The following is a 26442-nucleotide window of genomic DNA, read 5'->3' on the forward strand; positions in this document are numbered from 1 at the left end:
GATAAAACCTATAAATCTGCTTAAAGTTTAAGCGTTTTTAATATTGCATAATTTTTAGGCTGATGATGACGACTGCAACCCTGCCATTGAAGATCGGACCGGTGGAAATCCGCAATCGCGTATTTCTGGCGCCGATGTCCGGCGTATCCGATCTGCCATTTCGCCGTCGGGCATGGGAGGCCGGTGCCGGGCTGGTGGTTTCCGAAATGGTGGCGAGCGCGGAGCTGTGCAATCATCACTCCGAGAGCCGTAAGCGGATGGAGCGTGGTGATCTGCAGACCCATGTGGTGCAGCTTGCAGGCCGTGAAGCACATTGGATGGGCGAGGCCGCCAAGATCGCTGAAGGTGAAGGCGCGGATATTGTCGATATCAATATGGGCTGCCCTGCCAAGAAGGTGACAGGCGGTTATTCCGGTTCGGCGCTGATGCGTGATCTCGACCATGCGTTGACGCTGATTGAAGCCACAGTGCAGGCTGTCAAAGTGCCTGTGACGCTGAAAATGCGGCTTGGCTGGGATCACAATTCAATCAATGCGCCGGAACTGGCTCGGCGTGCCGTTGATGCCGGTGTGCAGATGATTACCGTGCATGGCCGCACGCGCTGTCAGTTCTATACCGGTCATGCCGATTGGGATGCTATCCGCGCAGTACGTGAGGCAATTTCCGTGCCGCTTGTTGCAAATGGCGATGTTGGCAGCGCTGCCGATGTGCAGGAAATTATGCGCCGCTCCGGTGCCGATGCGGTTATGATTGGTCGTGCCGCCTATGGTCAGCCTTGGCTGGCGGGGCAGGTCGCCGATGAATTGCGTGGCGATGAAGTTAAGGCTGCGCCGCTAAACTTAAGCGATTATATTCTCGCACATTATCACGCCATGCTGGAACATTATGGTGAGAAAACCGGTATCCGCCATGCCCGCAAACATTTGGGCTGGTATATGGAACGTCATACGTTAAATGTGCCGGATACGGTCAAGAAGACGCTGATGACCTCAGGCAATGCGCAGGAAGTATCAGACATTCTTACGGATATTTTTACCGGCCTGTCACCGGTCGCAGGGACAAAATCCCTGAAGGATGCTGCCTGATGGACGCTGCTGCATTCTCTTTGTCCGATCATGTGCTGAATACATTGCCGCAAGCGGTGATAATGGCAGATGCTGCCGGACAGATTATTTATGCCAATGCGCAGGCAGAAGTTTTTTTCCGCTCCAGTGCGGGAATCTTGAAGCGCCATGGTCTCAATTATTTTCTGCCGCCTGCAAGTCCGCTGATCGGACTGATTACGCAGGTTATTCAAAGCGGTACAGCGGTTAATGAATATCATATTGACCTGTCATCGCCGCGTATGGGCACTGAGCGCATGGTGGATGTGCAGGTAACACCGGTCAATGAAATACCGGATCAGGTTGTTATCCTGTTTAAAGAGACAGCCATGGCGGAGAAACTCAATCGCCAGATGAGCCATCGCGGCGCGGCACGTTCTGTCACCGGTCTGGCGGCAATGCTGGCGCATGAAATCAAGAACCCACTTTCGGGTATTCGCGGTGCGGCGCAATTGCTGGAAATGTCGGCACGCGATGCGGCCAATGAGTCCGACTGTGAATTGACACAGCTGATCCGTGATGAAGCTGACCGTATTGTTGCCCTTGTTGACCGGATGAATGTGTTTTCCGACGAGCGTCCGATTGAGCGCTCTGCGGTCAATCTTCACACTGTGTTGGGGCATGTTAAAACGCTGGCGAGCCACGGCTTTGCATCCCATGTCACGATCCGCGAGGATTATGATCCGTCTTTGCCGCGTGTCTGGGGTAATCGCGATCAGCTGATACAGGTGTTTCTCAACCTGATTAAAAATGCGGCTGAGGCGATTGAGCCGGAAGAGCGCTCGGGGCGCAAAGGCGAGATCCTGCTGACCTCTGCCTATAAAGCGGGCATGCATATGATTGTACCGGCGACGGGCGAGCGCCTGTCTCTGCCGCTGGAATATTGCGTGATTGATAATGGCGGCGGTGTCGCGCCGGATATTCTGCCGATCCTGTTTGATCCGTTTATCACGACCAAAACCAATGGCTCCGGTCTGGGCTTGCCTTTGGTTGCCAAGATCATTGCCGATCATGGCGGCATGATTGAATGCGAAAGTTTCTCCGGAAAAACCATTTTCCGTATCCTGTTGCCGATCTGGAAACAGGACAGTTCTATCGTTTAAATTTAAATATTAAAATATCGATCTAATATTATGTAATATAATATTTATCTGTGTGGGAGTGAGGCATTGAATGAACCGGTAATCATCGTTGCAGAAGATGATGCAGCCATGCGCACAGTGCTTAATCAGGCGCTGAGCAGAGCGGGATATGCTGTGCGTCTTGCCAGCAATCGTGCAGCACTCTGGGCGCTGATTACGAGCGGCGAAGGTGATCTGGTGATCAGCGACGTGAATATGCCGGACGGTTCTGTGTTTGAAATCCTGCCGCGCATCCGCAAAGCGCGGCCTGATCTTCCGGTTGTGGTGATGAGTGCGCAGAATACTTTCATGACCGCTATCCGCGCATCGGAAGCCGGTGCCTATGATTATCTGCCAAAGCCATTTGACCTGAGCGAGATGGTGAGCCTGCTGCGTCGCGCGCTGTCCGAACCAAAACCGGTGCAGACAAAACAGGATGTGGACGAGCAGGCTGAAAATATGCCGCTTGTCGGCCGCTCGGTGGCAATGCAGGATGTGTATCGTGTGCTAGCACGCATGATGCAGACCGATCTGACGCTAATGATTACCGGTGAGTCCGGTACGGGTAAGGAGCTGGTTGCCCGCGCTTTGCATGAATATGGCCGCCGTCGTAACGGGCCTTTTGTGGCGATCAATATGGCAGCTATCCCGCGTGATCTGATTGAATCCGAATTATTCGGCCATGAGAAAGGTGCCTTTACCGGCGCGCAGCAGCGTTTTTCAGGGCGCTTTGAGCAGGCCAATGGCGGAACGCTGTTTCTCGATGAAATCGGCGATATGCCGATGGAAGCGCAAACGCGTTTGCTGCGCGTGCTCCAGCAGGGCGAATATATGACCGTTGGCGGGCGCACGCCGATTAAAACCGATGTGCGTATTGTGGCTGCAACCAATAAGGATTTGCTCAAGGCAATTCACAAAGGTCAGTTCCGTGAGGATTTATACTACCGGCTCAATGTGGTGCCGCTGCGCATGCCGCCGCTGCGTGAGCGCAGCGAGGATGTGCCGGATCTGGTGCAACATTTCTTCCGGCTGGTGGAAAAGGAAGGCCTGTCGCCGAAACAGATCAGTGCCGAGGGATTTGCTGCGCTGCGCCATTATACATGGCCGGGCAATGTACGCGAGCTGGAAAATCTGGTGCGCAGGCTCGCGGCACTCTATCCGCAGGATGAGATTAATGCTGAGATTATCCGCCACGAATTGCAGCATCTGCCGCCGTCATTACAGGCTGATGAAGCAAGGCTGAAAGCGGATCAGATCACCAATTTGCGTGAGGCGACGGAGATTTATCTGCGCCAGTATTTTGCTTCATTCAATGGTGAACTGCCGCCGCAGGGGCTCTATGACCGGATTTTGCATGAGATTGAATATCCGCTGCTGGCTGCAAGCCTGACAGCCACATCCGGCAATCAGATCAAGGCCGCAGAATTGCTGGGTCTGAATCGTAATACGCTGCGCAAAAAAATCCGCGACCACGACCTCAATATCTTCAAAAATAGCTAATATAGCTTTGGTCGGCAGCGATAACGTTGCATATGTGCAACATTCTGTTGCATGATGGCAACGGTTTATAATAGATTAACGAAATGGATAAGACGAGTCTGCTTGAGTGGTTGCGCGAATTTAAACCTGCACGGGTGAGTGAACAAAGACGTTTGCTGGCTCTTCCGGGTGTGATTATTGTTGTCCTATCGATTATCGCCTCGCTGCTATCCTTTCTGATTATGATCGGTGTCACGCCGATTGTTCCTGATCTGCATGTGACACTGACGCTCATCATCATCAATGTGGTGCTGGTTGTCAGCCTGCTGGCACTGATTATCCGCGAGATTTTCCGCATTACGCAAGCGCGTCGTCATGGCCGCGCGGCGGCACGACTGCATGTGCGCATTGTGGCGCTATTCTCGCTGATTGCAGCGGTTCCGGCGATTGTTGTGGCGATTGTCGCCAGTGTAACGCTAAACCTCGGGCTGGATCGCTGGTTTGAAACCAATACGCGCAATATCGTCAATTCATCGATCAGCCTTGCCAACGGTTATATCAATGAAACCGCGCGTAACCTGCAAAGCACGACCTATTCCATGCTGCAGGATATGGATGCGCAACGCACGCTCTATAGTCTTGACCGTAACGGTTTTGTGCAACTGATGACCTTACAGGCGTTGGGTCGCGGTTTACTCGGCGCACAGTTGTTGCGCGAAGACGGCTCGATTGCCTTGCGCAGCGAACAGGGCGGCGCAAATCTGCCGCAGCCGCCGTCTGAGGCGGTTGAAACAGCACGGGACGGCAATCCGGTGATTATCCCGCCAGGTCCGACCAGCAACTTCGTTGGCGCGATTATCAAGATGCGTGAGATACCCGATGTGTATCTCTACACCGTACGTGCTGTTGATGCGCAAATTCTGGATTCCATGCGTCTGATGGAGGCCAATACCAAGCGCTATCAGGATATGGAGGCGAACCGCATCCCGACGCAGGTGATCTTTGCGCTGCTCTATTTTGGCCTGATGCTGATTGTTTTGCTGCCGGCGATCTGGACAGGTATTGCTGTGGCAGACCGTCTGGTGCGGCCGATCCGCCAGCTGATCGGTGCGGCGGATGAAGTGGCAGTCGGTAATCTGGATATTTCCGTACCGGTGCGCTCCAGCGATGGTGATCTCGGCGCATTGTCCGGCACTTTCAACAACATGGTTGCCGAGCTGAAAAGCCAGCGCACCGATCTTTTGGCCGCCAAAGACCAGATTGATGAGCGCCGTCGCTTCTCCGAGGCTGTGTTGTCCGGTGTTACCGCCGCGGTGATCGGTGTGGATGCGCTGGGGCTGATTAATATCGTCAACCGCTCGGCAGAGCAGATGTTCTGCCTTGAGCCGGATGAGGTTATCGGTACCAGCCTGAGCACGCATATTCCGGAAATTGGACAGGTTTTTGAAGTGGCACATGATTCCGGCCGCGCGGTTTACCGCGAGCAGGTCTCGATGATGCGCGGCGGTCTGACCCGTACCTTCAATGTGCAGATCACGATTGAGGACGGCACGGGTGATGAACGCTCCTATGTGGTTACAATTGATGATATTACTGATCTGGTACAGGCGCAGCGCTCAACGGCATGGGCTGATGTGGCGCGCCGTATCGCCCATGAGATCAAGAACCCGCTGACACCAATCCAGCTTTCTGCCGAGCGTATCCGCCGCCGTTATGGCAAGGTTATTACCGAGGATCGTGAGGTTTTCGACCAGTGTGTGGAAACGATTATCCGTCAGGTTGGTGATATCGGCCGCATGGTGGATGAATTCTCGTCTTTTGCACGGATGCCGAAGCCGAAAATGGAAACCATTGATTTGCGGGATTCGCTGAAAGAAGCCGCATTCTTGGTGGAAGTCAGCCGCAGTGAGATCAGTTTTGAGCAGCAGTTGAGTGAAGTGCCGCTTTATGGCCATTTTGACAGTCGTCTGCTTGGTCAGGCTTTTGGTAACATTATCAAGAATGCCAGCGAGGCTATTGAAGCGGTTACTGATGAAGATAATTATCACGGACATATTCTGCTGAAAGCCTATCAGGACAAGGATCAGCTGATTGTCGAAGTGATTGATAATGGCAAAGGCCTGCCCGGTGACAACCGGCAGCGGCTGCTGGAGCCTTATATGACAACGCGCGAAAAAGGCACCGGCCTTGGCCTCGCTATTGTCAGAAAAATCGTTGAGGATCACGGCGGGCATATGGAACTGCATGATGCACCGGCTGATTTCTATCAGGGCAGAGGTGCGATGATCCGTATGGTTTTCCCTGCAACGCCGCCGGAAATGGCAGGGACACAGACAAATGAGGAGTTGCAGGCATGACAGACAGATGCAGGCAGCTGAATGATAAATACCTGCGGATAGATCACTTTGTGGTAAATCTGCAGGATAATGGGAACAAGGCAGGTGGATTAAATGGCTTCTGATATTCTCGTCGTTGATGATGAAACGGACATCCGTGATCTGGTTGCTGGTATTTTAAGCGACGAAGGTCACGAAACCCGCACAGCTTTTGATGCGGACAGCGCATTGGCCGCGATCAATGATCGTGTGCCACGGCTGATTTTTCTGGACATCTGGTTGCAGGGCAGCCGTCTGGACGGGTTGGCATTGCTGGATGAAATCAAGAAACTGCATCCGGATCTGCCGGTGGTGATGATCTCCGGTCACGGTAATATTGAAACTGCAGTCTCGGCAATCCGCCGCGGCGCTTATGATTTCATTGAAAAGCCGTTCAAGGCAGATCGTCTGATCCTCGTGGCAGAGCGGGCACTGGAAACATCAAACCTTAAGCGCGAAGTTTCTAACTTACGCAAACGCTCCGGTGAGACATTCGAACTGCTTGGCAATTCGCTGGCGATGAACCAGTTGCGCCAGACTATCGAACGCGTGGCACCGACCAACAGCCGTATCATGATTACCGGCCCTTCGGGTTCGGGTAAGGAAATGGTGGCACGTGCCATTCATGGACAGTCGAGCCGTGCTAACGGACCTTTTGTAACTGTGAATGCCGCTGCTATTACACCGGAACGTATGGAAATCGAGCTTTTCGGCACCGAAATGGATGGCGGGGAACGCAAGGTCGGTGCGCTGGAAGAGGCGCATGGCGGTATTCTCTATCTCGACGAAATTGCCGATATGCCGCGTGAAACCCAGAACAAGATTTTACGTGTTCTGGTTGACCAGCAGTTTGAACGTGTTGGCGGAACCAAGCGTGTGAAGGTTGATGTGCGTATCATTTCTTCGACCGCGCAAAACCTTGAAGGTATGATTGCCGAAGGTCTGTTCCGTGAAGACCTGTTCCATCGTCTGGCCGTTGTTCCGGTGCAGGTGCCGCCACTGGCACAGCGCCGCGACGATATTCCGTCGCTGGTGTCCTTCTTCATCAATCAGGTGGCTGAACAGGCCGGTATCAAACCGCGCCGTATCAGCGATGATGCGATGGCGGTTCTGCAATCCCATAGCTGGCCCGGCAATGTGCGTCAGCTGCGCAACAATGTGGAGCGCCTGATGATTTTGGCGCGCGGCGATGATGTGGATGCGCCGGTAACGGCTGATCTGCTGCCGGCGGAAATCGGTGACACGCTGCCGCGCACACCGACAGATTCCGACCAGCATATTATGGCGCTGCCGCTGCGCGAGGCACGTGAAATGTTTGAAAAAGAATATCTGGTTGCACAGATCAACCGTTTCAGCGGTAATATTTCACGCACGGCTGAGTTTGTGGGTATGGAGCGTTCCGCTCTGCACCGTAAACTCAAGTCGCTCGGAGTGTAATTATGCGCATCATTATCTGCGGTGCCGGTCAGGTCGGCTTCGGTATTGCTGAGCGGCTCGCTGCGGAACATAACGATGTGTCGGTGATCGATACATCGGAAAAGTTGATCCACGCTGTGCGTGATCTGCTTGATGTGCGTGGTTTTGTCGGTCACGGCTCGCATCCGGATGTACTGGAAGCGGCCGGTGCCGACGAAGCGGATATGATTATCGCCGTAACGCTTTACGACGAGATCAATATGGTGGCCTGTCAGGTTGCCCATTCGCTGTTTAATGTGCCGACCAAAATTGCCCGTATCCGCGCGCAGACCTATCTGCAAAAGCAGTATCAGGAGATGTTCTCGCGCGATAATATGCCGATCGATGTGGTGATCTCGCCGGAACTGGAAGTCGGCGACATGGTGCTGCGCCGTATCGCTTTGCCGGGTGCTTCCGATGTGTTGCGCTTTGCCGATGATAAAGTGGTCGCGTTTGCCATTGAATGTATGGAAGACTGCCCGATCATCAACACACCGCTGAAACAGCTGACCGATCTGTTCCCTGATCTGCCGTCAACGGTGGTCGGCGTGGTGCGCAATGACAAGCTGTTTGTGCCGCATTCCGAGGATCATCTGCTGGCAGGCGATCTGGCCTATGTGGTGACAACGGTAGAGCAGGTACGCCGTACGCTTGGCCTGTTCGGGCATGACAAGCCTGAGGCGCGGCGGATCATTATCGCCGGTGGCGGTAATATCGGGCTCTATGTTGCGAAAAAGATGGAAGAGCGCCAGCCGCATACACGGCTGAAGATCATTGAACATAATCGTGAGCGTTCAGCCTTTGTGGCTGATGAGCTGGATAAGACAATTGTTCTGAACGGCAGTGCGCTGGATCAGGAATTGCTGCGCGAGGCGGAAGTTCAGGATGCTGATCTGATGGTGGCACTGACCAATCAGGATCAGGCGAATATTCTGTCCGGCATTATGGCCAAACGCCTTGGCTGCAAGTCGAATATGGTGCTGATTAATAATTCTGCCTATCAGGAATTCATTCATACGGTTGGTATTGATTCTTATGTCAGCCCGAAAAATGTGACGATTTCCAAGATTTTGCAGCAGGTGCGGCGCGGGCGTATCCGCTCGGTGCATAGTGTCTATGACGGGCGGGCGGAGCTGATTGAGGCGGAAGCCCTTGAAACTTCACCATTAGTCGGCGCGCCATTGCGCAATATCGACCTGCCGGCCGGTTTGCGGGTGGGGGCGGTTTACCGTGACGGAAAAGTTATTAAGCCGCATGGCGATCTGCATATTCGCCGCAATGACCGCGTAGTGATGTTTGCGACAAGTGATGCGGTGAAGCACGTAGAACAGATGTTCCGCGTGAGTCTCGATTTCTTTTAAGCGCCTCATTTTAAAATTGAGTATGTTTTATGGATATTTGTACATTCTGGTACGGCAGCCAATTACGGCCGGTGGATCATATATGCCTGACTTCCATGGTCAGAACCGGACAACGGGTTAAGCTGTTCAGCTATCAGCCTGTCGAAAATCTGCCGGAAGGCGTGGAGCAGCATGATGCTGCAACGATCATGCCGATTGAATCATTTCGCCGTCTTGATCCCGGTTTTCCGAACCTGAAAGATAATCTGACGATTGTTCAGTTCAGCGATATATTTCGTATCAATCTGATGAAACATCGTCAGGGCGTGTGGCTGGATACGGATGTCTATCTGCATAAGCAGTTCCATCCGGATGCATCCAAACCCTATCTGGCGCGTGAAAACAGGGAGCGCGTCGGCGTTTCAGCTTTGTATTTCCCGCCCGATCATCCGGTGATTGCCGAATTTGATGCCTATATGGCCGGTGATTATCCGCTGCCGAAATGGCTCGGTTTGCGCAGACGGGTTCTACGCCCGCTCTGGTACCGCCTCATCGGCAAGGAAGTGACCCCTGCTATGATCGGCATTACCATTTTTGGCAATGACGGTATTTCAAGGCTGGCCAAGAAATACGGCTGTTTCAACGATGCGGCGCCCAAAGAAAGTTTTTACTACTGGACTGCGCGTGACTGTCTGAACATTTTTGATCCGAAATATGGTCTTGAACCGCTGAACCATCCTGAATTTATCGGCTTTCATGTGCATCGCAAAAGTCCGGAAGAGCTGGTTGCGCGTAAGGGCAGCTTTTATGAATGGATGCTGAAGCAGACAGATGAGCTGACGGAGGCTGATTAAGCGTCATGAATTGTCAGAATACAGGTCAGATACAAAATATATTTGGCCTGAATGGCATAGTTCTGACTGTGCGGCAGCTAATCATCCGGCAGCATACAACATTTTGACGTTGCGCAAAAAATAGCGGCCTGTTAACCCTTTGCGGAATGTGGGATTATTCCCGCAACTATTGATTCTGTATCAATATACAGGTGCAATATCTGGGGCAGATGATAAAACCGGATGACAGGGGAAGATTTTCTGCTGTTTCTTCGGAAATGAACTGTTTACGGGCTATGCGCTTCAGGCGGCATATTTGTAAACAGGGTGGATGTCTCCCCGAAATCAGTGCTGGTTGCGGATCGAAATAAAGGAATAAAAAAATGGCTGAACGATCGCAAAATCTTCAGGATCTCTTTCTGAATTCTGTACGTAAGCAAAAAATCTCTCTGACGATCTTTTTGATTAATGGCGTTAAGCTGACAGGTATTGTCACATCCTTTGATAACTTCTGTGTCTTGCTGCGTCGTGACGGACATTCACAGCTGGTATATAAACATGCCATCTCAACCATTATGCCAAGTCAGCCTGTGCAGATGTTTGAAGGCGAAGAAGAGTAAGTATTACAGGTCATTACGACTGTTTGCTGAAATTTCGGAATGTTTTTATATCCGCAGTGCCTCAAGGCCTGCGGATATATTTGTTTGTAAATACGGGAATAATTATCTGAGGCGCGCTCATTGATGCAGGCAGCCCTGATGATTATCTGATGGGAACAAAAGCCTTGCCGGTGTTAAGATGGCCGGTTATGGCGATACATAAATCAGGATACACATTTGAAAAAACGCAATGATCCGGCAGCTGATCTGACGCCAGAAACAGAGATGCCAGAAACATATGAATTATCATCCGATGATAATTATGATGACGGCGCCAAACAGAAAAGCAGCAGAAAGCCTTTCACAACAAAAGTAGAAGATACACGGGCTTTTGTTGTCGTGCCGATTTTGCCGGAACGTTACGCGCTGGTCGTTGATCAGGATGAGAGCGAACGCCCGAAATATCGCCGGAGTGATGAGGCGCGGCTTGAAGAAGCTGCGGGACTTGCACGGGCGATTGATCTGAAAATTATCGACAGTTTTCTGGTTCAGACCTCCCAGCCGCGTCCGGCCACTTTGCTTGGCACGGGTAAGGTTGAGGATATTGCCGAACGCATCGAGCGTGAAGAAATCGAGCTGGTGATTGTCGATCATCCGCTGACACCGGTACAGCAGCGCAATCTTGAGCGCGAATGGAAGGTCAAAGTTATCGACCGTACCGGTCTGATTTTGGAAATTTTCGGCCGCCGCGCGCAGACCCGTGAGGGTAGTCTGCAGGTTGAGCTGGCACATCTGAATTATCAGAAAGGCCGTCTGGTTCGCAGCTGGACGCACTTGGAGCGTCAGCGTGGTGGCGGCGGCTTTATGGGCGGTCCGGGTGAAACCCAGATCGAGGCCGACCGGCGTATGCTGCAGGAAAAAATCCTGCGGATCAAACGTGAGCTGGATACGGTTGTGCGCACCCGTCAGTTGCATCGCCAGAAACGCCGTAAGGTGCCGCATCCGGTGATTGCACTGGTTGGCTATACCAATGCGGGCAAGTCTACTTTGTTCAATCGTCTGACCGGTGCTGATGTGCTGGCGGAAGATATGCTTTTCGCGACGCTTGATCCGACTTTGCGCCGTCTGCGCCTGCCGCATGGCGATATGATTATCCTGTCCGATACAGTTGGCTTCATCTCCAACCTGCCGCACCATCTGGTGGCCGCATTTAAGGCGACACTGGAAGAGGTGATTGAGGCAGATCTGATCCTGCATGTGCGCGATATGTCAGACCCTGACAATGCCGCACAGGCTGAGGATGTTGAGACAATTCTCAGTGGTCTCGGCATTAAAAAAGGCGATGAGCGTGTCATTGAGATCTGGAACAAGATCGACCGTTTGAGCGAGCCGATGCAGGACAGCGCGGAAAATCTGAGCAACGGCAGTCATGAAGATGCACGACCTTTGCCGCTGTCTGCGCTGACGGGGCAGGGTACGCCTGAATTGCTGGCTTTGATTGAAAGCCGGATTTCCGGTGCGATGGAAAAGGTGCAGGTCAGCCTGCAGCCGGATCAGTTCGGTCTGATTGACTGGATTTACCGCCATGGCAGTAATGTGCGTCGTCAGGATGAAGAAGACGGTTCGGTGATTATCGATGTGGATATGACCGCCGGTTCCGCGCAGAAATTCCGCGATAAATATGCTTCCGTAACAAAACGCAGCTAAGGATGTGCAGCAGTCTGCCGTCATTTAGATTTCGGTAAGCATGAAAGATTAGACAGGGGCGGAATAGGGCGTTTATAGCGCAACACCTTGCGAAACGGGTACGCCTCGCCCTATGTATTGAGTATTACGAATCCTGACGGCAGTGTTTCGCTCCGTTCTCCGATAGCCAAAGGCAGTTAATGATGAGAGATCCAATTGAAACCGTTATGAATCTGGTCCCGATGGTGGTTGAGCAGACTGCACGCGGTGAGCGGGCCTATGATATTTTCTCGCGTCTTCTGAAAGAACGCGTGATTTTCGTGAACGGTCCGGTTGAAGACGGCATGGCTATGCTGATCTGCGCGCAGCTTCTGTTCCTTGAAGCGGAAAACCCGAACAAGCCGATTGAAATGTACATCAATTCGCCAGGTGGCGTGGTCACTTCCGGCATGGCAATTTATGACACGATGCAGTTCATTAAGCCTCCGGTTTCCACGCTCTGCATGGGCCAGGCGGCATCCATGGGGTCGCTGCTTCTGACAGCCGGTGCAACCGGTCAGCGTCTGGCACTGCCGAATGCGCGTATCATGGTTCACCAGCCATCCGGCGGTTTTCAGGGGCAGGCTTCCGATATCGAGCGTCATGCGCAGGATATCATCAAGATGAAGCGCCGCCTCAATGAAATCTACGTCAAACATACCGGCCGTGATTATGAAACCATCGAGCGCACACTCGACCGCGATCATTTCATGACCGCTCAGGAAGCGCTCGAATTCGGCCTGATCGATAAAGTGATCGAATCACGCGATCTCGGCGAAAAGAAAGACTGATAAACCGGATTCTGATCCGTTTTGCCTGAAAAACGGATCAGTTTTCTGAAGACCGGAATTTCGTGACAAGTGGTTTTCCGGCAGAAATCTTCGGCATTGTATAATTTTAGCCACATTTTTTCTGCCATTACCGCTTTTACTGTACTGTCGCATAAAACAGTGCGGTAGACAGGTTGTAAAACTGTCTTTTGCCTGTTTATGCTGAATGCTGTGTTAAGTGATTGTTTGGGTCTTGTGCCTAAAAAGACGACTGCCGTTCATGTCGGTTTCGGTCGGGAAGACATAACGGTTAGAACTTGGTGCCTGTTGCGGACAGCGGGCGGCCATTACTGAAAGGAAACTGCGATGAGCAAAGTCAGCAACGGCGGTGGCGATTCCAAAAATACGCTCTATTGCTCCTTTTGCGGAAAAAGCCAGCATGAGGTGCGCAAGCTGATTGCGGGGCCGACCGTTTTTATCTGTGATGAGTGCGTCGAGCTTTGCATGGACATCATCCGCGAGGAAAACAAATCCTCGATGGTGAAGTCGCGTGAAGGCGTTCCGACCCCGCAGGAAATTATGGCGGTTCTCGATGATTACGTCATCGGTCAGAGCCATGCCAAGCGTGTTCTGTCGGTTGCGGTTCATAACCACTACAAGCGTTTGGCTAACCAGCCAAAGAGCGGTGATGTTGAACTGGCAAAATCCAATATTCTTCTGGTTGGCCCTACCGGTTGCGGTAAGACCTATCTGGCACAGACACTGGCGCGCATCATTGATGTGCCGTTCACCATGGCTGATGCCACGACACTGACCGAAGCCGGTTATGTCGGTGAAGATGTTGAAAATATCATTCTCAAGCTGTTGCAGGCTGCCGACTACAATGTCGAGCGTGCGCAGCGCGGTATCGTCTATATCGACGAAGTGGATAAAATCAGCCGTAAGGCCGATAATCCGTCGATTACCCGTGACGTATCCGGTGAGGGCGTACAGCAGGCTCTGCTGAAGATCATGGAAGGCACTGTGGCTTCCGTACCGCCACAGGGCGGGCGCAAGCATCCGCAGCAGGAGTTCCTGCAGGTGGACACAACCAATATCCTGTTCATTTGCGGCGGTGCATTTGCTGGTCTCGACAAGATCATTTCGTCCCGTGGCGAAAAGACCTCCATCGGCTTCAGCGCGACTGTAAAAGCGCCGGATGAACGCCGTATCGGTGCGATTTTCCACGAGCTGGAGCCGGAAGATCTGGTGAAATTCGGTCTTATTCCGGAGTTCGTCGGTCGTCTGCCGGTTATTGCGACACTGGAAGATCTGGATGTGGCCTCTCTGGTCAAGATCCTGTCTGAGCCGAAAAATGCTCTGGTGAAGCAGTATCAGCGCCTGTTTGAGATGGAAAATGTTGAGCTGACATTCCATGAAGATGCGCTGCTGGCAATTGCTGGCCGTGCGGTAGAGCGTAAGACCGGTGCCCGTGGTCTGCGTTCGATTATGGAAAAAATCCTGCTTGATACCATGTTTGACCTGCCGACACTGGAAGGTGTTCAGGAAGTGGTTATTTCCGGCGAAGTCGTGGATGGCAAAGCGCAGCCGCTTTACATCTATGGCGACCGTAAGGAAGAAAAAGGCACGGTTTCCGCTTAAGGAAACAAACAGCTTGTCAGCTGTGACGAAAATCAAAACGCTCAGGAGCAATCCTGAGCGTTTTTCGTTTGAATATACGTTTAAGAGCTCACGTTCTTATATTTATGAGTTAAAATATCATATTTTATTGTGCTGGATTGTGGACGATAGGGGAAACACGGCGAAACCGGCACTTTAGGCGTTTCTTTAACCGCGAAACAGCTTTAAAAGATGGGTATGAAAATTGCATTTTGATCCGGTGGTCATAAATGCGCTGATTTATTCTGCTGTATGAAGCGTAAACAGTGCTTGAAATAGCGGCAACGGGTGGCCAATTATACAGTCGATGCACGCAGTGATTTGCTGATGAAACGGGGGTCATTGTGTGGCGATCGGGTGGTTAACCCGGGAAAGGACTTAAAATGACGGATACAGAGTTGAAGACATCGGTGGGTGGTCAGGACGGGCTCTATGCCGTATTGCCATTGCGCGATATTGTTGTCTTCCCGCATATGATTGTGCCGCTTTTTGTCGGCCGCGAAAGATCAATCCGTGCGCTTGAAGAAGTGATGGGCGTTGATAAGCAGATACTGCTTGCCACGCAGAAAAATGCTGCCGACGATGAGCCGGCCAATGACGCGATTTATGAAATCGGTACAGTTGCCAATGTGCTGCAGCTGCTGAAACTGCCGGACGGCACTGTAAAAGTGCTGGTCGAAGGTATTGCACGCGCCAAGATTTCCAAATTCAGCGACCGTGAAGATTATCACGAAGCCTATGCTGACATTCTCGAACTGCCGGAAGAAGAGCCGGTGGAAATCGAAGCGTTGTCTCGCTCGGTGATGAGCGACTTTGAAAATTACGTAAAGCTGAACAAGAAGATTTCGCCTGAAGTTGTCGGCGCGACCAGTCAGATCGACGACCATTCGAAACTGGCCGATACGGTAGCCTCGCATCTGGCGATCAAGATTGCTGAAAAGCAGGAAATGCTTTCGATCCTGTCGGTTCGTGAGCGTCTTGAAAAAGCTCTGGAATATATGGAATCCGAAATCTCGGTTCTTCAGGTTGAAAAGCGCATCCGCTCGCGTGTTAAACGCCAGATGGAAAAGACCCAGCGCGAATATTATCTGAACGAACAGATGAAGGCGATCCAGAAGGAACTGGGCGACGGTGAAGACGGCAAGGATGAACTGGCCGAGCTGGAAGAGCGCATTGCCAAGACCAAGCTGAGCAAGGAAGCTGCGGAAAAAGCGCAGGCTGAAATGAAAAAGCTGCGGTCGATGAGCCCGATGTCGGCGGAAGCCACAGTGGTGCGCAACTATCTCGACTGGCTGTTGTCGCTGCCGTGGAACAAGAAGTCCAAGGTCAAAACCGATCTGGCTTTTGCCGAGGAAGTGCTGGATACAGAACATTTCGGTCTGGATAAGGTTAAGGAACGTATTGTCGAGTATCTCGCGGTACAGTCACGCGCTGCCAAGATCAAAGGCCCGATCATCTGTCTCGTAGGCCCTCCGGGGGTTGGTAAAACCTCGCTGGCGCGCTCGATCGCCAAGGCAACCGGTCGTGAATATGTGCGTATGTCGCTTGGCGGCGTGCGTGATGAAGCTGAAATCCGCGGTCACCGCAGAACCTATATCGGCTCCATGCCGGGCAAGGTTGTGCAGTCGATGAAGAAAGCCAAGAAGTCCAACCCGCTGTTCCTTCTCGATGAGATTGACAAGATGGGGCAGGATTTCCGTGGTGATCCGTCATCGGCAATGCTGGAAGTGCTGGATCCGGAACAGAATGCAACCTTCATGGATCATTATCTGGAGGTCGAATATGACCTGTCCAACGTAATGTTCGTGACGACTGCAAACTCGCTGAATATTCCGGGTCCGTTGCTTGACCGTATGGAGATCATCCGTATTGCCGGTTACACCGAGGATGAAAAACTTGAAATTGCCAAGCGGCATTTGCTGCCAAAGGCAATCAAGGAACATGCTTTGCAGCCGAATGAATTCTCGGTTGATGAAGCGGCCATTCTTGCTGTGATCCAGCACTACACCCGCGAAGCCGGTGTACGTAGTCTTGAACGTGAAATGATGAAACTGGCGCGTAAAGCTGTCACGGAAATCGCACGTAAGAAGACCAAGTCGGTTCATGTGACTAAGGATAATATTTCTGATTATCTCGGCGTCATGAAGTTCCGTTACGGACAGATCGACGGTGAAGATCAGGTTGGTGTTGTTACCGGTCTGGCATGGACGGAAGTGGGCGGCGAATTGCTGACCATTGAAGGCGTGATGATGCCAGGTAAAGGTCGTATGACTGTTACCGGTAACCTGCGTGATGTGATGAAGGAATCCATTTCGGCTGCGGCATCCTATGTCCGCTCCCGTGCGGTGGATTTCGGCATCGAGCCTCCGCTGTTCGACAAGCGCGACATTCACGTGCACGTACCGGAAGGCGCGACACCGAAGGATGGCCCGTCTGCCGGTACAGCAATGGTAACGGCAATTGTTTCTGTGCTGACCGGCATTCCGGTACGCAAGGACGTTGCTATGACCGGTGAGGTTACATTGCGCGGTCGTGTTCTGCCGATTGGCGGCCTGAAGGAAAAACTGCTGGCAGCTCTGCGCGGCGGTATCAAGAAGGTGCTGATTCCGGAAGAAAATGCCAAGGATCTGGCTGAGATACCGGACAATGTGAAAAACGCATTGGAAATCATTCCGGTTTCTTATGTCGGTGAAGTGCTTGAACATGCACTGATCCGCAAGCCGGAGCCGATCGAATGGGTTGAACCGGAAACACCGGCAATCGCCAAAGCCGGTGAAGATGATGCAGTTGTGGGCATGGCTCACTAATCATCTGATCTGAGATATTAAAAAGCCCCGCAAGTCTGACTTGCGGGGCTTTTTTAATTTGGATAGATCGGCAAAGTTACATTCCAGCGATCTTGCGGGACAGGGCGTCCGGTATCAGCGCAACTGACACTGATGCGTTTTGCCTGATCCGCATCATCGCGCCATGTTGTATCCAGTGGCAGCAGACATTCAGGTACAGCCACCTTGGTATTAACAACAGGAAATGCCCAATTGCTGTTCTGCTCTATGTTTTGATGATTGATAAAACGCGCGGCAACGGCGGCAATCTCATCAGGATTTTGCATGCGTGAGTTTGCCTGTCTCTGGCTTTCAGCAAAAATCGCATGGCACATACGCAGATTATCGAGGCCAAAGCGCTGGCGGCAATAGGTGCGAATGTCATCAATACGAGCCAGCGACAGCTTTTCAAAAGCCTCAACATCACATTCCCCGCAAACAATCGGATTAACAAAGAAGAGTTGCAGAGAGGGCTGTTGCTTGACGAAAAACGTATAATCCGTGTCATGCTCGCGATACTTCACCTCAATACCGGTGAAAAGAGCGGCCGCCAGTAACAGTGGCGTCAGGCCGAGGGCGGCGAACAATGCAAATTTTTTCATGAAAGAATACCATTCTTGAAACAGATCATCTCTGGCTTAAGCAGCGGGGATATGAATGGCAAATATAAAAAAGACCAGTATCAAACTGGTCTTTTCATTTTGGGAGGCTTTATATTTTTTAGTGCTCTGCGCCTGAGCCGCCGACAGCAACAATGCTGAATGGCTGATCGGCCACAGGTATGGTGCGGTCTTCTTTAAAGCTTTCAATATTAATCAGGCGTACCAGACTGTGGCGCGGATCGGTAATCGCGATGTGATCACCTGCAACGGCCAGACGCGGGCGCGGATCACGCCAGTGGCCGTCTTTGCTGTAAGGCTCGGTCACTTTCGCAGAACGGGTGATTGTACCGTCCAGAATATTGATGAGATGCAGCTGGCCGTCTTCCGTCAGCACATAGGCATTCTTCAGGCGGGCAGGGTCGAGTGCAAAATCCACACGTCGGGTCGGCAGATCAACCAGACGGTAAGGCGTATCACTTTCCGGATCAATCAGCGCAATCTTATCCTCACCGTAATTGCCGAGGAAAAACTGCATCGCTTTGCTGCCAATCAATGTACTGACTTTGCCCTTTGGCAGATCAGCACCATAGGTCAGCATTTTCAGCTCGGCTTTTTTGTTCTTGGACGGGCTGGCGATCAGCACACCTTCCTCACAACCAAACGCAGCGAGACTGGCGGAGAAGGCTTCGCCATGCAAGGCTGTGCAGGTTGCAACATCGCCGGTCTGCGTGCCGTCTGCCTCAAGAACACGCAGGCCAAGGCGTGGTGGCAGGGCGTCAGGCTTGGTTTCTGCTTCCAGATTTGGCACGGAAGCCAGATATTGATTGCCGAAAGGCACAATCACACCATGATGCGGCGCAGTTGCATCAATGATCTTTGCCTGCGGATTGCCTTTCAGAATATCCTGCTCGGACAGTTCATGGCCTTTGCCTTCGCGGTCGAAGAACAGCACAACGCTGTCACCATGCATCACCGCATGAACCGGACGTTTGCCTTCAAATTTCTCATCCAGCAAAGCTGTGTCCGAAACTTCCAGATCGCGATGGTCGCCATGATCGGAAAGGCTGATGCCGGTTTTAATGACATTCACCTGATCAGCATCGGATTGCACGGCGAATACAGTTTCGCCGGATGCACTCGCCGTCAGACCGGCATAGCCTTTGATATCAAATTTTCCGAGTTCTTTGCCGCTCTCCAGATCAATCGCCCGAACCACCGGCTTGGTATGATCGGCAACAAACAAACGCCAGACTTGCTTGTGTTCCTCATCTGCACTGGCATGACCGGCAATCAGTAGGGAACCTATTATGCCGAGCGCGGTTGCGCATTTTAGCTGTTTTAGCATCATAAACCTCAAGTCGAAATGTAATAACATTACGATTGATAGATGCGTTTATCTGACATGTCTATGCCGCAAAAGAAATTATTGTAATTTTATAACATAAATAGAGCGGTCTGATTGAAACTTAATCCTCAGAACCGCTCTATCTTTTTTATTCTCGCATTGTCCGACGCAAACCGCTTCGCACTTTGCTGGAAATGCTTTTATGGCTGCGTTTATAAATGCAGCCATTCCTTTGTACGGGTAATATCATCCTGCGAGAGCTGATGACCTGCATTGAGTGTCTCTGCCGTTAAACTCGCGCCGTTCTTGCTGAGCCATGTATTCAGCGCTTCAGCATATTTGCCGTAAGGATCAGATTTTCCGGCCAGAGTCAGTACCTCTGTGCCGGACAGGTCAGCCTGCGGTACAGCTTCCAGCACATGCATCGGGCGGCACAGAATAGCGCGGCGGATCAGTTTCGGGAAAAGCGCCATCACTGCAGCGGCAAAATTTGCACCATTGGAATAGCCAAGCACGGTGATATCTTCAGCTTTCAGGCCATAGGAGGCAATTGCCCCTTCAAAGAAAGCGTTAAATGCCTCAGCCTCCGAGCGGATATCCGCCTGATCGAACTGCGTGGCGCCAAAGCGGCGGAACCAGCGGGCAGTTCCTTCCTCATGGCTGCGTCCGCGCGCGCCGAGCAGGGTAGCGCGCGGGTTGATGCGATGCGCCATCGGCATCAGATCAGCTTCATTGCCGCCGGTACCGTGCAATAGCAGAATAACACTGCCATCGGGATTTTCCGGTGTGTAGAAGCGATGCACAAAGGGCAGGTCACGCATAGCAATTCTTTCCTCTCCGGGCATAGCAAATTGCGGCATTATCACTTTCAGATCCTGCGCGCGCTCCTGATTATGCGGTGGTACAAACAGTGTTTCGCCGAGATGCTCCGGTGTTTCATCAATGGTAAAACCCGGTCCGTCGGTTGCTAGTTCAATCAGCGTTCCGCCCGGTTCACGCACATAAAGAGAGGTGAAATATTTGCGGTCATGGAAATTGGTGATCGACGAATTGAGGCGCGACAGTTCCGCTTCAGACGCTTTGACTGCATCAACATCTTTGGCGCGGAATGCCACATGGTCAGCTATGCCGGTTCCGGGAATGCCCGGCACAAAGCCGCTGACATTGCGTACGTCCACGAAATCCGTGTCGGAAACCATGCGTAGTACGGTTTCTTCACGCTGACCTTCACTATAACCGAAACGCTTGATGAAAGCGGCGGTTTCCTCCTGCGTTTCTGTGAAAAGGGTAACGCTGTGCAGACGGGTGGGGGCAGAATTCCACGGATGTGCAGCAGGCATGTCATGACCGACCAGCTTGACGGTAACGCCATCCGGATCTTTCAGACGCAATACCGGTTCACCGAATTCACGCTTCGGGCCTTCAACACGAATCTGCTGGGACAGAGCGCGTGTCAGCCAGTCACCGATTGATTCCGGCGGGACTGCGAGTGCAATTTCCGCTACCTGACCATGGCCAACACGGCCGCGCGCGCCTTCTTCCCAGACAAGAAATGTAATCAATGAACCCGGTGAGCCAAGCGCATCGCCGTAAAACAGGTGGAGCTGCTCGCCGTCCTCAAAGCCGCCGGTTTGCTTGACCAGACGCAACCCCAGAAAACCTGCATAAAAATCAATATTGGCCTGCACATTGCGGGTGATGAGGGTCACATGATGGATACCGGAGGTCATATTGGCCTTTCTGAGACTGATAAAGCAGAGAATGAAATCAATCTCTGCCGAACTGTTCTGTGCTTTGCATCATATTATCGCAGATTTGTATTTTTGTAATATGGGCAGGGTGAACACTGTATCAACACCATTCAATTCCCGAAAAGTTGATTTATCTCACATGGCATAAAAAGACCCCGCATTGCAGAGCAATACGGGGCAGATATCGAGTAGGTATCATGAGGAGATCAACTTGGTGAAAATATCATCTGTTGACAGTCCAACTATACGCATGAGTGCATATTAAAATAGTCCAATATAAGACTGGCAAATTGTTGTAGTGAGAAAAAATCGGGGAAAGTGGTGAGCGCGCACGGGTTCGAACCGTGGACCTACTGATTAAAAGTCAGTTGCTCTACCGGCTGAGCTACGCGCTCTTGCAATTTCTGAGACAGTAAGTCTCTGTCAGGAGCATCTCGGTAATGCTCTGCAAGTGGGGCGATACATAAGGCGGTTTGGCGCCATCGTCAACACTAAAATCAGTGTTTAAATTCAAAATCTTAAGTTTATACACAAGACAGGTTCAAAGACAGATTTAATGCGCAGACAGACAAGCTGTTCAAATTTAAGAGGATTTTATAAGGGGGGAAAGTGGTGAGCGCGCACGGGTTCGAACCGTGGACCTACTGATTAAAAGTCAGTTGCTCTACCGGCTGAGCTACGCGCTCTTGCAATTTCTGAGACAAGAAGTCTCTGTCAGGAGCATCTCGGTAATGCTCTGCAAGTGCGGCGATACATAGGTGCCGATATCGCGATCGTCAACACCAAAAATCATTGTTTTTGATGTGAAAGCGGATTTTTTGAAGTTTTTTCCGGTTTTCCCCATGTTGAGGTACGGAAAGCGCGCTCATATCATGCATATTTGATGATTTTTGTGGTCTGAAGAAAAATACAGAGGGGCGATTTATGTCTCCGAATGAGATTCTTCTAAAGAATGATTCCGGCAAGCCATTGTTTGCGTGACTGATTCCTGAAAATTTACCGATATTTGCACCTGCAGTTCCTATCCGGAACATTTCTGGCTATAAGACCCGCACGACTATAAGCAGCACCATGCCCGTGAGCTCGCACTGAATCGGCGGGGCAAGGCTGGCGGTTGCTGAAAGTCGCAAATTTCGTAATTTGACAGGGAAATAATATGGCAATCGACATTTCTTATCTGACAGCTGTTGGTGCCGGTGCCTTATCTTTTCTCTCTCCCTGTGTTCTGCCGCTCGTGCCGCCTTATCTCTGTTATATGGCCGGTGTGAGTGTGGATGATTTCCGCAATGGCGGAGAGGCCTCGCAGGCCACACGCAATCGCATCCGGTTGCTGGTAACGTCATTTGCATTTGTTCTCGGCTTTACCACCGTATTTGTGGCGCTTGGTGCCGGTGCATCGTCAATCGGTCACTTTCTGCGTCAATGGCAGCAGGAAATGGCGATTGCCGCCGGTCTTGTTATTATTGTGATGGGGTTGAATTTTCTCGGACTGATCCGCATTCCGATGCTGTCACGGGAAGCCCGTTTTCAGGCAAATTCCGCACCGGCCACACCTTTGGGTGCCTATATTATGGGGCTGGCCTTCGCATTCGGCTGGACACCATGTATCGGGCCCGTCTTGGGGCCGATCCTGACGCTTGCAGGCTCAAAGGCATCGGTGCTGGATGGTGCATCACTATTGGCTGTTTATTCGCTGGGACTGGGCATTCCGTTTATGCTGGCGGCGTTGTTTTCCGGCCGTTTCATGCGGTTCCTGTCACGTTTCCGCGTGCATATGGGCAAGGTCGAAAAAGTAATGGGTATTTTGCTGGTGCTTGCCGGTATCCTGTTCCTTACCGGCGGTATGGAAGCTTTTGCTTTCTGGCTGCTTGAGACATTCCCTGTATTGGGCAAGCTCGGCTAATCACGATACGTACCGGTTGTTTCTGAAAAGTGACCGGCACAACCATAAATCCTGAACAGGAAACTGTTTAAAAACAGAATAATACCGCGATTCATGCAAAATCATCGGCACCTTGCTTGTTTTGTGTAAATGAATCTATACGTTTTGCCTTTAAAGTGGTTCTGATAATTCAGACCTCTTTGCCAGTTATGAAACACGGAATTAATATGGCTTCCAGATCCTGCCTGACTATCATCCTCGCTGCCGGTGAGGGTACCCGCATGAAGTCTTCCATGTCCAAAGTACTGCATGAGATTGCCGGCCTGCCGCTGGTGGGGCATGTGGTTAAGGCCGTGCAGGGCGTGGATGATGGGGCTGATCTGGCCGTTGTTGTCGGTCGCGGCGCGGCTGATGTACAGAAGGCTGTTGGCAAAATCAGTGATACAGCGCGTTTCTACGAGCAAACCGAGCGTCTTGGTACTGCCCATGCGGTTCTGGCTGCGCGTGAAGCTCTGGCGGAATCGCATGATGATGTGCTGGTCGTGTTTGGTGACACACCGCTGATCGAAGAGACCTCTTTGCGCGCTGCCCGTAACAAGCTGGCGGAAGGCGCTGATATTGTGGTGATGGGCTTCCGTCCGGAAAACCCGACCGGCTATGGCCGTCTGGTTGAAGAAAATGGCAAGCTGATTGCAATCGTTGAAGAAAAAGACGCGACGGACGAGCAGCGCAAAATCACATTCTGCAACGGTGGATTGATGGCGCTGAATGGCAAACATGCGCTGCAGCTGATCTCTGCCGTGAAGAACGATAATTCCAAAGGCGAATATTATCTCACCGATGTGGTGAAGCTGGCGCATGCGCAAGGCCTGAATGTTATTGCCATTGATGTGCCGGTTGAGAATGTCATCGGCATCAATAATCGTGCAGAGCTCGCCGAAGCCGAAGCACTGTGGCAGGCACGCAAGCGCCGTGATGTAATGCTATCCGGCGTGACGCTGATTGCACCTGAAACGGTTTTCTTTGCGCATGATACGCTGATTGAGGCCGATGTGCTGATTGAGCCGAATGTGTTCTTTGGTCCAAAGGTGGCCGTTGAGAGCGGTGCCGTTATTCATGCATTCTCCCATATTGAAGGTGCACATATTGGTGCCAATACCAGTGTGGGGCCGTTTGCACGCCTGCGTCCGGGCGCAAAGCTTGCCGAGAAGGCCAAAGTCGGCAATTTCTGCGAAGTGAAAAATGCGGATATCGGCGCCGGTGCCAAGGTCAATCATCTGTCCTATATCGGCGATGCGACTGTGGGTGCGGAAACCAATATCGGTGCGGGTGTCATCACCTGCAATTATGACGGCTATAACAAGTTCAAAACCACGATTGGCAGCAATTCATTTGTCGGTTCCAATTCTGCTCTGGTTGCACCGCTGACAATTGGTAACGGTGTTTATGTGGCCTCTGGCAGTGTGATTACCGATGAAGTGCCTGAAAATGCATTGGCTCTCGGCCGCGCCCGTCAGGTTAATAAAGAAGGCCGTGCAGAGATTTTACGCGAAAAATATAAAGCCATTAAGGCAAGTAAAAACAAATAATTATCATAAAATCATCATTTTTAAATTTAAAGTGATGATAGGAATTGTGTGGTCTTAAGGCCTATAGGTCAGACCTTAAAACAAAGACGCAACAGGAACAGACACTCATGTGCGGAATTATTGGTATTGTCGGTAAACAGCCGGTCGCAATGCGGCTTGTGGATGCGCTGAAGCGTCTTGAATATCGTGGTTATGATTCAGCCGGTATTGCCACTCTGGTAGACAATCAGATTGCCCGCAGCCGTGCGGAAGGCAAGCTGGTTAATCTGGAAAACCGTCTGGCAGCAGAACCGCTGAGCGGCACAATCGGCATTGGTCATACACGCTGGGCAACCCATGGTGCGCCGACAGAACGCAATGCGCATCCGCATGCAACTGAGCAGGTTGCGATTGTTCATAACGGTATTATCGAAAATTTTGCTGAACTGCGCACTGAGCTGGAAGCTGAAGGCGTTAAGTTCCAGAGCGATACGGATACTGAAACCGTAGCACAGCTGGTAGCACGCAATATCCGCTCCGGCGATGCACCTGTTGATGCGGTGCGCAATGTGCTTAGCCGTTTGCGCGGTGCTTTTGCACTGGCTTTCCTGTTCACCGGCGAAAATGAAATGCTGGTCGCAGCACGCCGCGGTTCGCCACTGGCAATCGGCTATGGTGAAGGGGAAATGTTCCTCGGCTCCGATGCGATCGCGCTGGCACCGTTCACCGATAAAGTGACCTATCTGGAAGATGGTGACTGGGCAGTTCTGACCCGTGACAGCGTTGCCATCTATGATGAAGGCAACAATGCAGTCAGCCGCGTTGTGCAGCAGTCGGCCAGTGGCGCTTATGTTGTCAATAAAGGCAATTATAAGCACTTCATGGAAAAGGAAATCTACGAGCAGCCGGAAGTGATTTCCCGCACATTGGCGCATTATCTGGATTTCGCATCCTCGTCGATCCGCACCGATGTCAATGATATCTACTGGTCGAAGATCAACCGTATGGCTGTTTCCGCCTGCGGTACCGCTTATTACGCAGCGATGATCGGCAAATACTGGCTGGAACGCTATGCGCGTCTGCCGGTGGAAATCGATATTGCATCGGAATTCCGCTATCGCGAAATGCCGCTTTCAACCGATACGCTGGCACTGTTTGTGTCGCAGTCCGGTGAAACTGCCGATACGCTGGCCTCGCTGCGCTATTGCCGTTCACAGGGGCTGCCGATTGCCGCTGTGGTCAATGTGCGCGAATCCACCATTGCCCGCGAGTCCGATATTGTTCTGCCGACACTGGCAGGGCCGGAAATCGGCGTGGCATCGACCAAGGCTTTCACCTGTCAGCTTTCGGTTCTGGCCTCGCTGGCGCTGTCTGCTGCCAAAGCCCGCGGCACGATTACACCGGAAGAAGAGAAGCAGCTGGTCAGCGAGCTTGGCAATCTCTCCGGCGTGCTGCATGAAGCGCTGAAATTGGCACCAAAGGTCGAAGCAATCTGCCGTGACCTGATGAATGTCAAAGATGTGCTTTATCTCGGTCGCGGCACATCCTATCCGCTGGCTCTCGAAGGTGCGCTGAAGCTCAAGGAAATCTCCTATATTCACGCAGAAGGCTATGCAGCCGGTGAGTTGAAGCACGGCCCGATTGCACTGATTGATGAAACCATGCCGGTGATTGTGATTGCACCATTTGACCGTCTCTATGAAAAGACCGTGTCGAATATGCAGGAAGTGGCAGCGCGCGGTGGCCGTATCATCCTGATCACGGACAAAGAAGGTGCAAAACACGCCAATGTGGATGCCCATTCTGTGCTGATTATGCCGGATGTGCCGGAATTCATTGCACCTCTGGTTTATGCTCTGCCGATCCAGATGCTGGCTTATTATACTGCTGTGTTTATGGGTACAGACGTCGATCAGCCGCGCAATCTGGCGAAATCTGTGACCGTTGAGTAAATAATTCAATAAGTTACATTGTGTTTTTAACTTAAAACAAGAAAAAGGCGACCAGATC

Annotated in this window: 18 protein-coding genes and 2 tRNA genes; 15 read left to right on the top strand and 5 right to left on the bottom strand. The window is 51.7% G+C overall.

Annotated elements, in window-relative coordinates:
• Positions 1–65: 65 nt before the first annotated feature.
• The 12 genes from dusB (at position 66) to lon (ending at position 17266) form a co-directional block, all read left to right on the top strand.
• Positions 66–1085 carry a tRNA dihydrouridine synthase DusB gene (dusB, locus tag KHQ09_RS08650; RefSeq protein ID WP_213599899.1) on the top strand — a complete coding sequence of 340 codons (1020 nt, stop codon included), beginning with the start codon at positions 66–68 and terminating at the stop codon, positions 1083–1085.
• Entirely contained in the window at positions 1085–2206 is a 1122-nt protein-coding gene (locus KHQ09_RS08655) for a two-component system sensor histidine kinase NtrB (protein ID WP_213597694.1), read from the top strand. The genes dusB and KHQ09_RS08655 overlap by 1 nt, the downstream gene beginning before the upstream one ends.
• 108 nt (positions 2207–2314) lie before the next feature.
• Positions 2315–3724 (top strand): nitrogen regulation protein NR(I), encoded by a 1410-nt coding sequence (ntrC, locus tag KHQ09_RS08660; protein WP_238481713.1) that lies wholly within the window; start codon positions 2315–2317, stop codon positions 3722–3724.
• Between the two features lie 83 nt (positions 3725–3807).
• Positions 3808–6060 (top strand): sensor histidine kinase NtrY-like, encoded by a 2253-nt coding sequence (locus KHQ09_RS08665; RefSeq protein ID WP_213597698.1) that lies wholly within the window; start codon positions 3808–3810, stop codon positions 6058–6060.
• 93 nt (positions 6061–6153) lie between these two features.
• Positions 6154–7515 carry a nitrogen assimilation response regulator NtrX gene (ntrX, locus tag KHQ09_RS08670; RefSeq protein WP_022712355.1) on the top strand — a complete coding sequence of 454 codons (1362 nt, stop codon included), beginning with the start codon at positions 6154–6156 and terminating at the stop codon, positions 7513–7515.
• Positions 7516–7517: 2 nt separating this feature from the next.
• A complete protein-coding gene (trkA, locus tag KHQ09_RS08675; protein WP_075655375.1) occupies positions 7518–8894 on the top strand; it encodes a Trk system potassium transporter TrkA in 1377 nt (458 codons plus the stop codon).
• Positions 8895–8923: 29 nt separating this feature from the next.
• Positions 8924–9727, top strand: a complete 804-nt coding sequence (locus tag KHQ09_RS08680; RefSeq protein WP_213597700.1) for a glycosyltransferase family 32 protein — start codon at positions 8924–8926, stop codon at positions 9725–9727.
• A 362-nt stretch (positions 9728–10089) separates the two neighbouring features.
• Entirely contained in the window at positions 10090–10326 is a 237-nt protein-coding gene (gene hfq, locus KHQ09_RS08685) for an RNA chaperone Hfq (RefSeq protein WP_022712353.1), read from the top strand.
• Positions 10327–10590: 264 nt separating this feature from the next.
• A complete protein-coding gene (gene hflX / locus KHQ09_RS08690) occupies positions 10591–12012 on the top strand; it encodes a GTPase HflX (protein WP_213597702.1) in 1422 nt (473 codons plus the stop codon).
• Positions 12013–12194: 182 nt separating this feature from the next.
• Positions 12195–12821: an ATP-dependent Clp protease proteolytic subunit gene (locus KHQ09_RS08695; RefSeq protein ID WP_022712351.1), complete on the top strand. Its 627-nt coding sequence runs from the start codon at positions 12195–12197 to the stop codon at positions 12819–12821.
• A gap of 345 nt (positions 12822–13166) precedes the next feature.
• Positions 13167–14441: an ATP-dependent Clp protease ATP-binding subunit ClpX gene (gene clpX / locus KHQ09_RS08700; protein ID WP_075655371.1), complete on the top strand. Its 1275-nt coding sequence runs from the start codon at positions 13167–13169 to the stop codon at positions 14439–14441.
• A gap of 401 nt (positions 14442–14842) precedes the next feature.
• The gene (lon, locus tag KHQ09_RS08705; RefSeq protein WP_213597704.1) at positions 14843–17266 is read left to right on the top strand and encodes an endopeptidase La; all 2424 of its coding nucleotides are present in this window, start codon (positions 14843–14845) and stop codon (positions 17264–17266) included.
• A 53-nt stretch (positions 17267–17319) separates the two neighbouring features.
• Here lon and KHQ09_RS08710 read toward each other — a convergent pair whose 3' ends face one another.
• The 5 genes from KHQ09_RS08710 to KHQ09_RS08730 all read right to left on the bottom strand — a co-directional run bounded on the left by KHQ09_RS08710 (position 17320) and on the right by KHQ09_RS08730 (position 21668).
• Positions 17320–17886, bottom strand: a complete 567-nt coding sequence (locus KHQ09_RS08710; RefSeq protein ID WP_213597706.1) for a hypothetical protein — start codon at positions 17884–17886, stop codon at positions 17320–17322.
• A gap of 118 nt (positions 17887–18004) precedes the next feature.
• Positions 18005–19234 carry a metallochaperone AztD gene (locus KHQ09_RS08715; protein WP_213597708.1) on the bottom strand — a complete coding sequence of 410 codons (1230 nt, stop codon included), beginning with the start codon at positions 19232–19234 and terminating at the stop codon, positions 18005–18007.
• A gap of 209 nt (positions 19235–19443) precedes the next feature.
• On the bottom strand, positions 19444–20961 hold the full coding sequence (locus KHQ09_RS08720; RefSeq protein ID WP_213597710.1) for a VOC family protein: 1518 nt from the start codon (positions 20959–20961) through the stop codon (positions 19444–19446).
• A gap of 340 nt (positions 20962–21301) precedes the next feature.
• Positions 21302–21377, bottom strand: a tRNA-Lys gene (locus tag KHQ09_RS08725).
• Positions 21378–21592: 215 nt separating this feature from the next.
• Positions 21593–21668 (bottom strand) — tRNA-Lys (locus KHQ09_RS08730).
• 470 nt (positions 21669–22138) lie between these two features.
• Here KHQ09_RS08730 and KHQ09_RS08735 point away from each other — a divergent pair.
• From KHQ09_RS08735 to glmS, 3 genes are all read left to right on the top strand, one after another.
• A complete protein-coding gene (locus KHQ09_RS08735) occupies positions 22139–22885 on the top strand; it encodes a cytochrome c biogenesis CcdA family protein (protein ID WP_213597712.1) in 747 nt (248 codons plus the stop codon).
• Between the two features lie 206 nt (positions 22886–23091).
• The gene (glmU, locus tag KHQ09_RS08740; RefSeq protein WP_213597714.1) at positions 23092–24453 is read left to right on the top strand and encodes a bifunctional UDP-N-acetylglucosamine diphosphorylase/glucosamine-1-phosphate N-acetyltransferase GlmU; all 1362 of its coding nucleotides are present in this window, start codon (positions 23092–23094) and stop codon (positions 24451–24453) included.
• Positions 24454–24560: 107 nt separating this feature from the next.
• Positions 24561–26384, top strand: coding sequence for a glutamine--fructose-6-phosphate transaminase (isomerizing) (gene glmS, locus KHQ09_RS08745; RefSeq protein WP_213597716.1), 1824 nt, complete (start codon positions 24561–24563; stop codon positions 26382–26384).
• Positions 26385–26442: the final 58 nt, after the last annotated feature.

The sequence above is a fragment of the Pseudochrobactrum algeriensis genome (assembly GCF_018436245.1).
Lineage (GTDB): Bacteria > Pseudomonadota > Alphaproteobacteria > Rhizobiales > Rhizobiaceae > Pseudochrobactrum > Pseudochrobactrum saccharolyticum.

Excerpts from the sequence above, each read along its gene's own strand:
- KHQ09_RS08655 (WP_213597694.1), top strand. The coding sequence starts at position 1,085 with ATGGACGCTGCTGCATTCTCTTTGTCCGATCATGTGCTGAATACATTG.
- hfq (WP_022712353.1), top strand. The coding sequence starts at position 10,090 with ATGGCTGAACGATCGCAAAATCTTCAGGATCTCTTTCTGAATTCTGTA.
- KHQ09_RS08695 (WP_022712351.1), top strand. The coding sequence starts at position 12,195 with ATGAGAGATCCAATTGAAACCGTTATGAATCTGGTCCCGATGGTGGTT.
- ntrC (WP_238481713.1), top strand. The coding sequence starts at position 2,315 with ATGCGCACAGTGCTTAATCAGGCGCTGAGCAGAGCGGGATATGCTGTG.
- dusB (WP_213599899.1), top strand. The coding sequence starts at position 66 with ATGACGACTGCAACCCTGCCATTGAAGATCGGACCGGTGGAAATCCGC.
- KHQ09_RS08735 (WP_213597712.1), top strand. The coding sequence starts at position 22,139 with ATGGCAATCGACATTTCTTATCTGACAGCTGTTGGTGCCGGTGCCTTA.
- KHQ09_RS08680 (WP_213597700.1), top strand. The coding sequence starts at position 8,924 with ATGGATATTTGTACATTCTGGTACGGCAGCCAATTACGGCCGGTGGAT.
- trkA (WP_075655375.1), top strand. The coding sequence starts at position 7,518 with ATGCGCATCATTATCTGCGGTGCCGGTCAGGTCGGCTTCGGTATTGCT.
- glmS (WP_213597716.1), top strand. The coding sequence starts at position 24,561 with ATGTGCGGAATTATTGGTATTGTCGGTAAACAGCCGGTCGCAATGCGG.
- KHQ09_RS08715 (WP_213597708.1), bottom strand. The coding sequence starts at position 19,234 with ATGATGCTAAAACAGCTAAAATGCGCAACCGCGCTCGGCATAATAGGT.
- hflX (WP_213597702.1), top strand. The coding sequence starts at position 10,591 with ATGCCAGAAACATATGAATTATCATCCGATGATAATTATGATGACGGC.
- KHQ09_RS08720 (WP_213597710.1), bottom strand. The coding sequence starts at position 20,961 with ATGACCTCCGGTATCCATCATGTGACCCTCATCACCCGCAATGTGCAG.
- glmU (WP_213597714.1), top strand. The coding sequence starts at position 23,092 with ATGGCTTCCAGATCCTGCCTGACTATCATCCTCGCTGCCGGTGAGGGT.
- KHQ09_RS08710 (WP_213597706.1), bottom strand. The coding sequence starts at position 17,886 with ATGAAAAAATTTGCATTGTTCGCCGCCCTCGGCCTGACGCCACTGTTA.
- lon (WP_213597704.1), top strand. The coding sequence starts at position 14,843 with ATGACGGATACAGAGTTGAAGACATCGGTGGGTGGTCAGGACGGGCTC.
- clpX (WP_075655371.1), top strand. The coding sequence starts at position 13,167 with ATGAGCAAAGTCAGCAACGGCGGTGGCGATTCCAAAAATACGCTCTAT.
- KHQ09_RS08665 (WP_213597698.1), top strand. The coding sequence starts at position 3,808 with ATGGATAAGACGAGTCTGCTTGAGTGGTTGCGCGAATTTAAACCTGCA.
- ntrX (WP_022712355.1), top strand. The coding sequence starts at position 6,154 with ATGGCTTCTGATATTCTCGTCGTTGATGATGAAACGGACATCCGTGAT.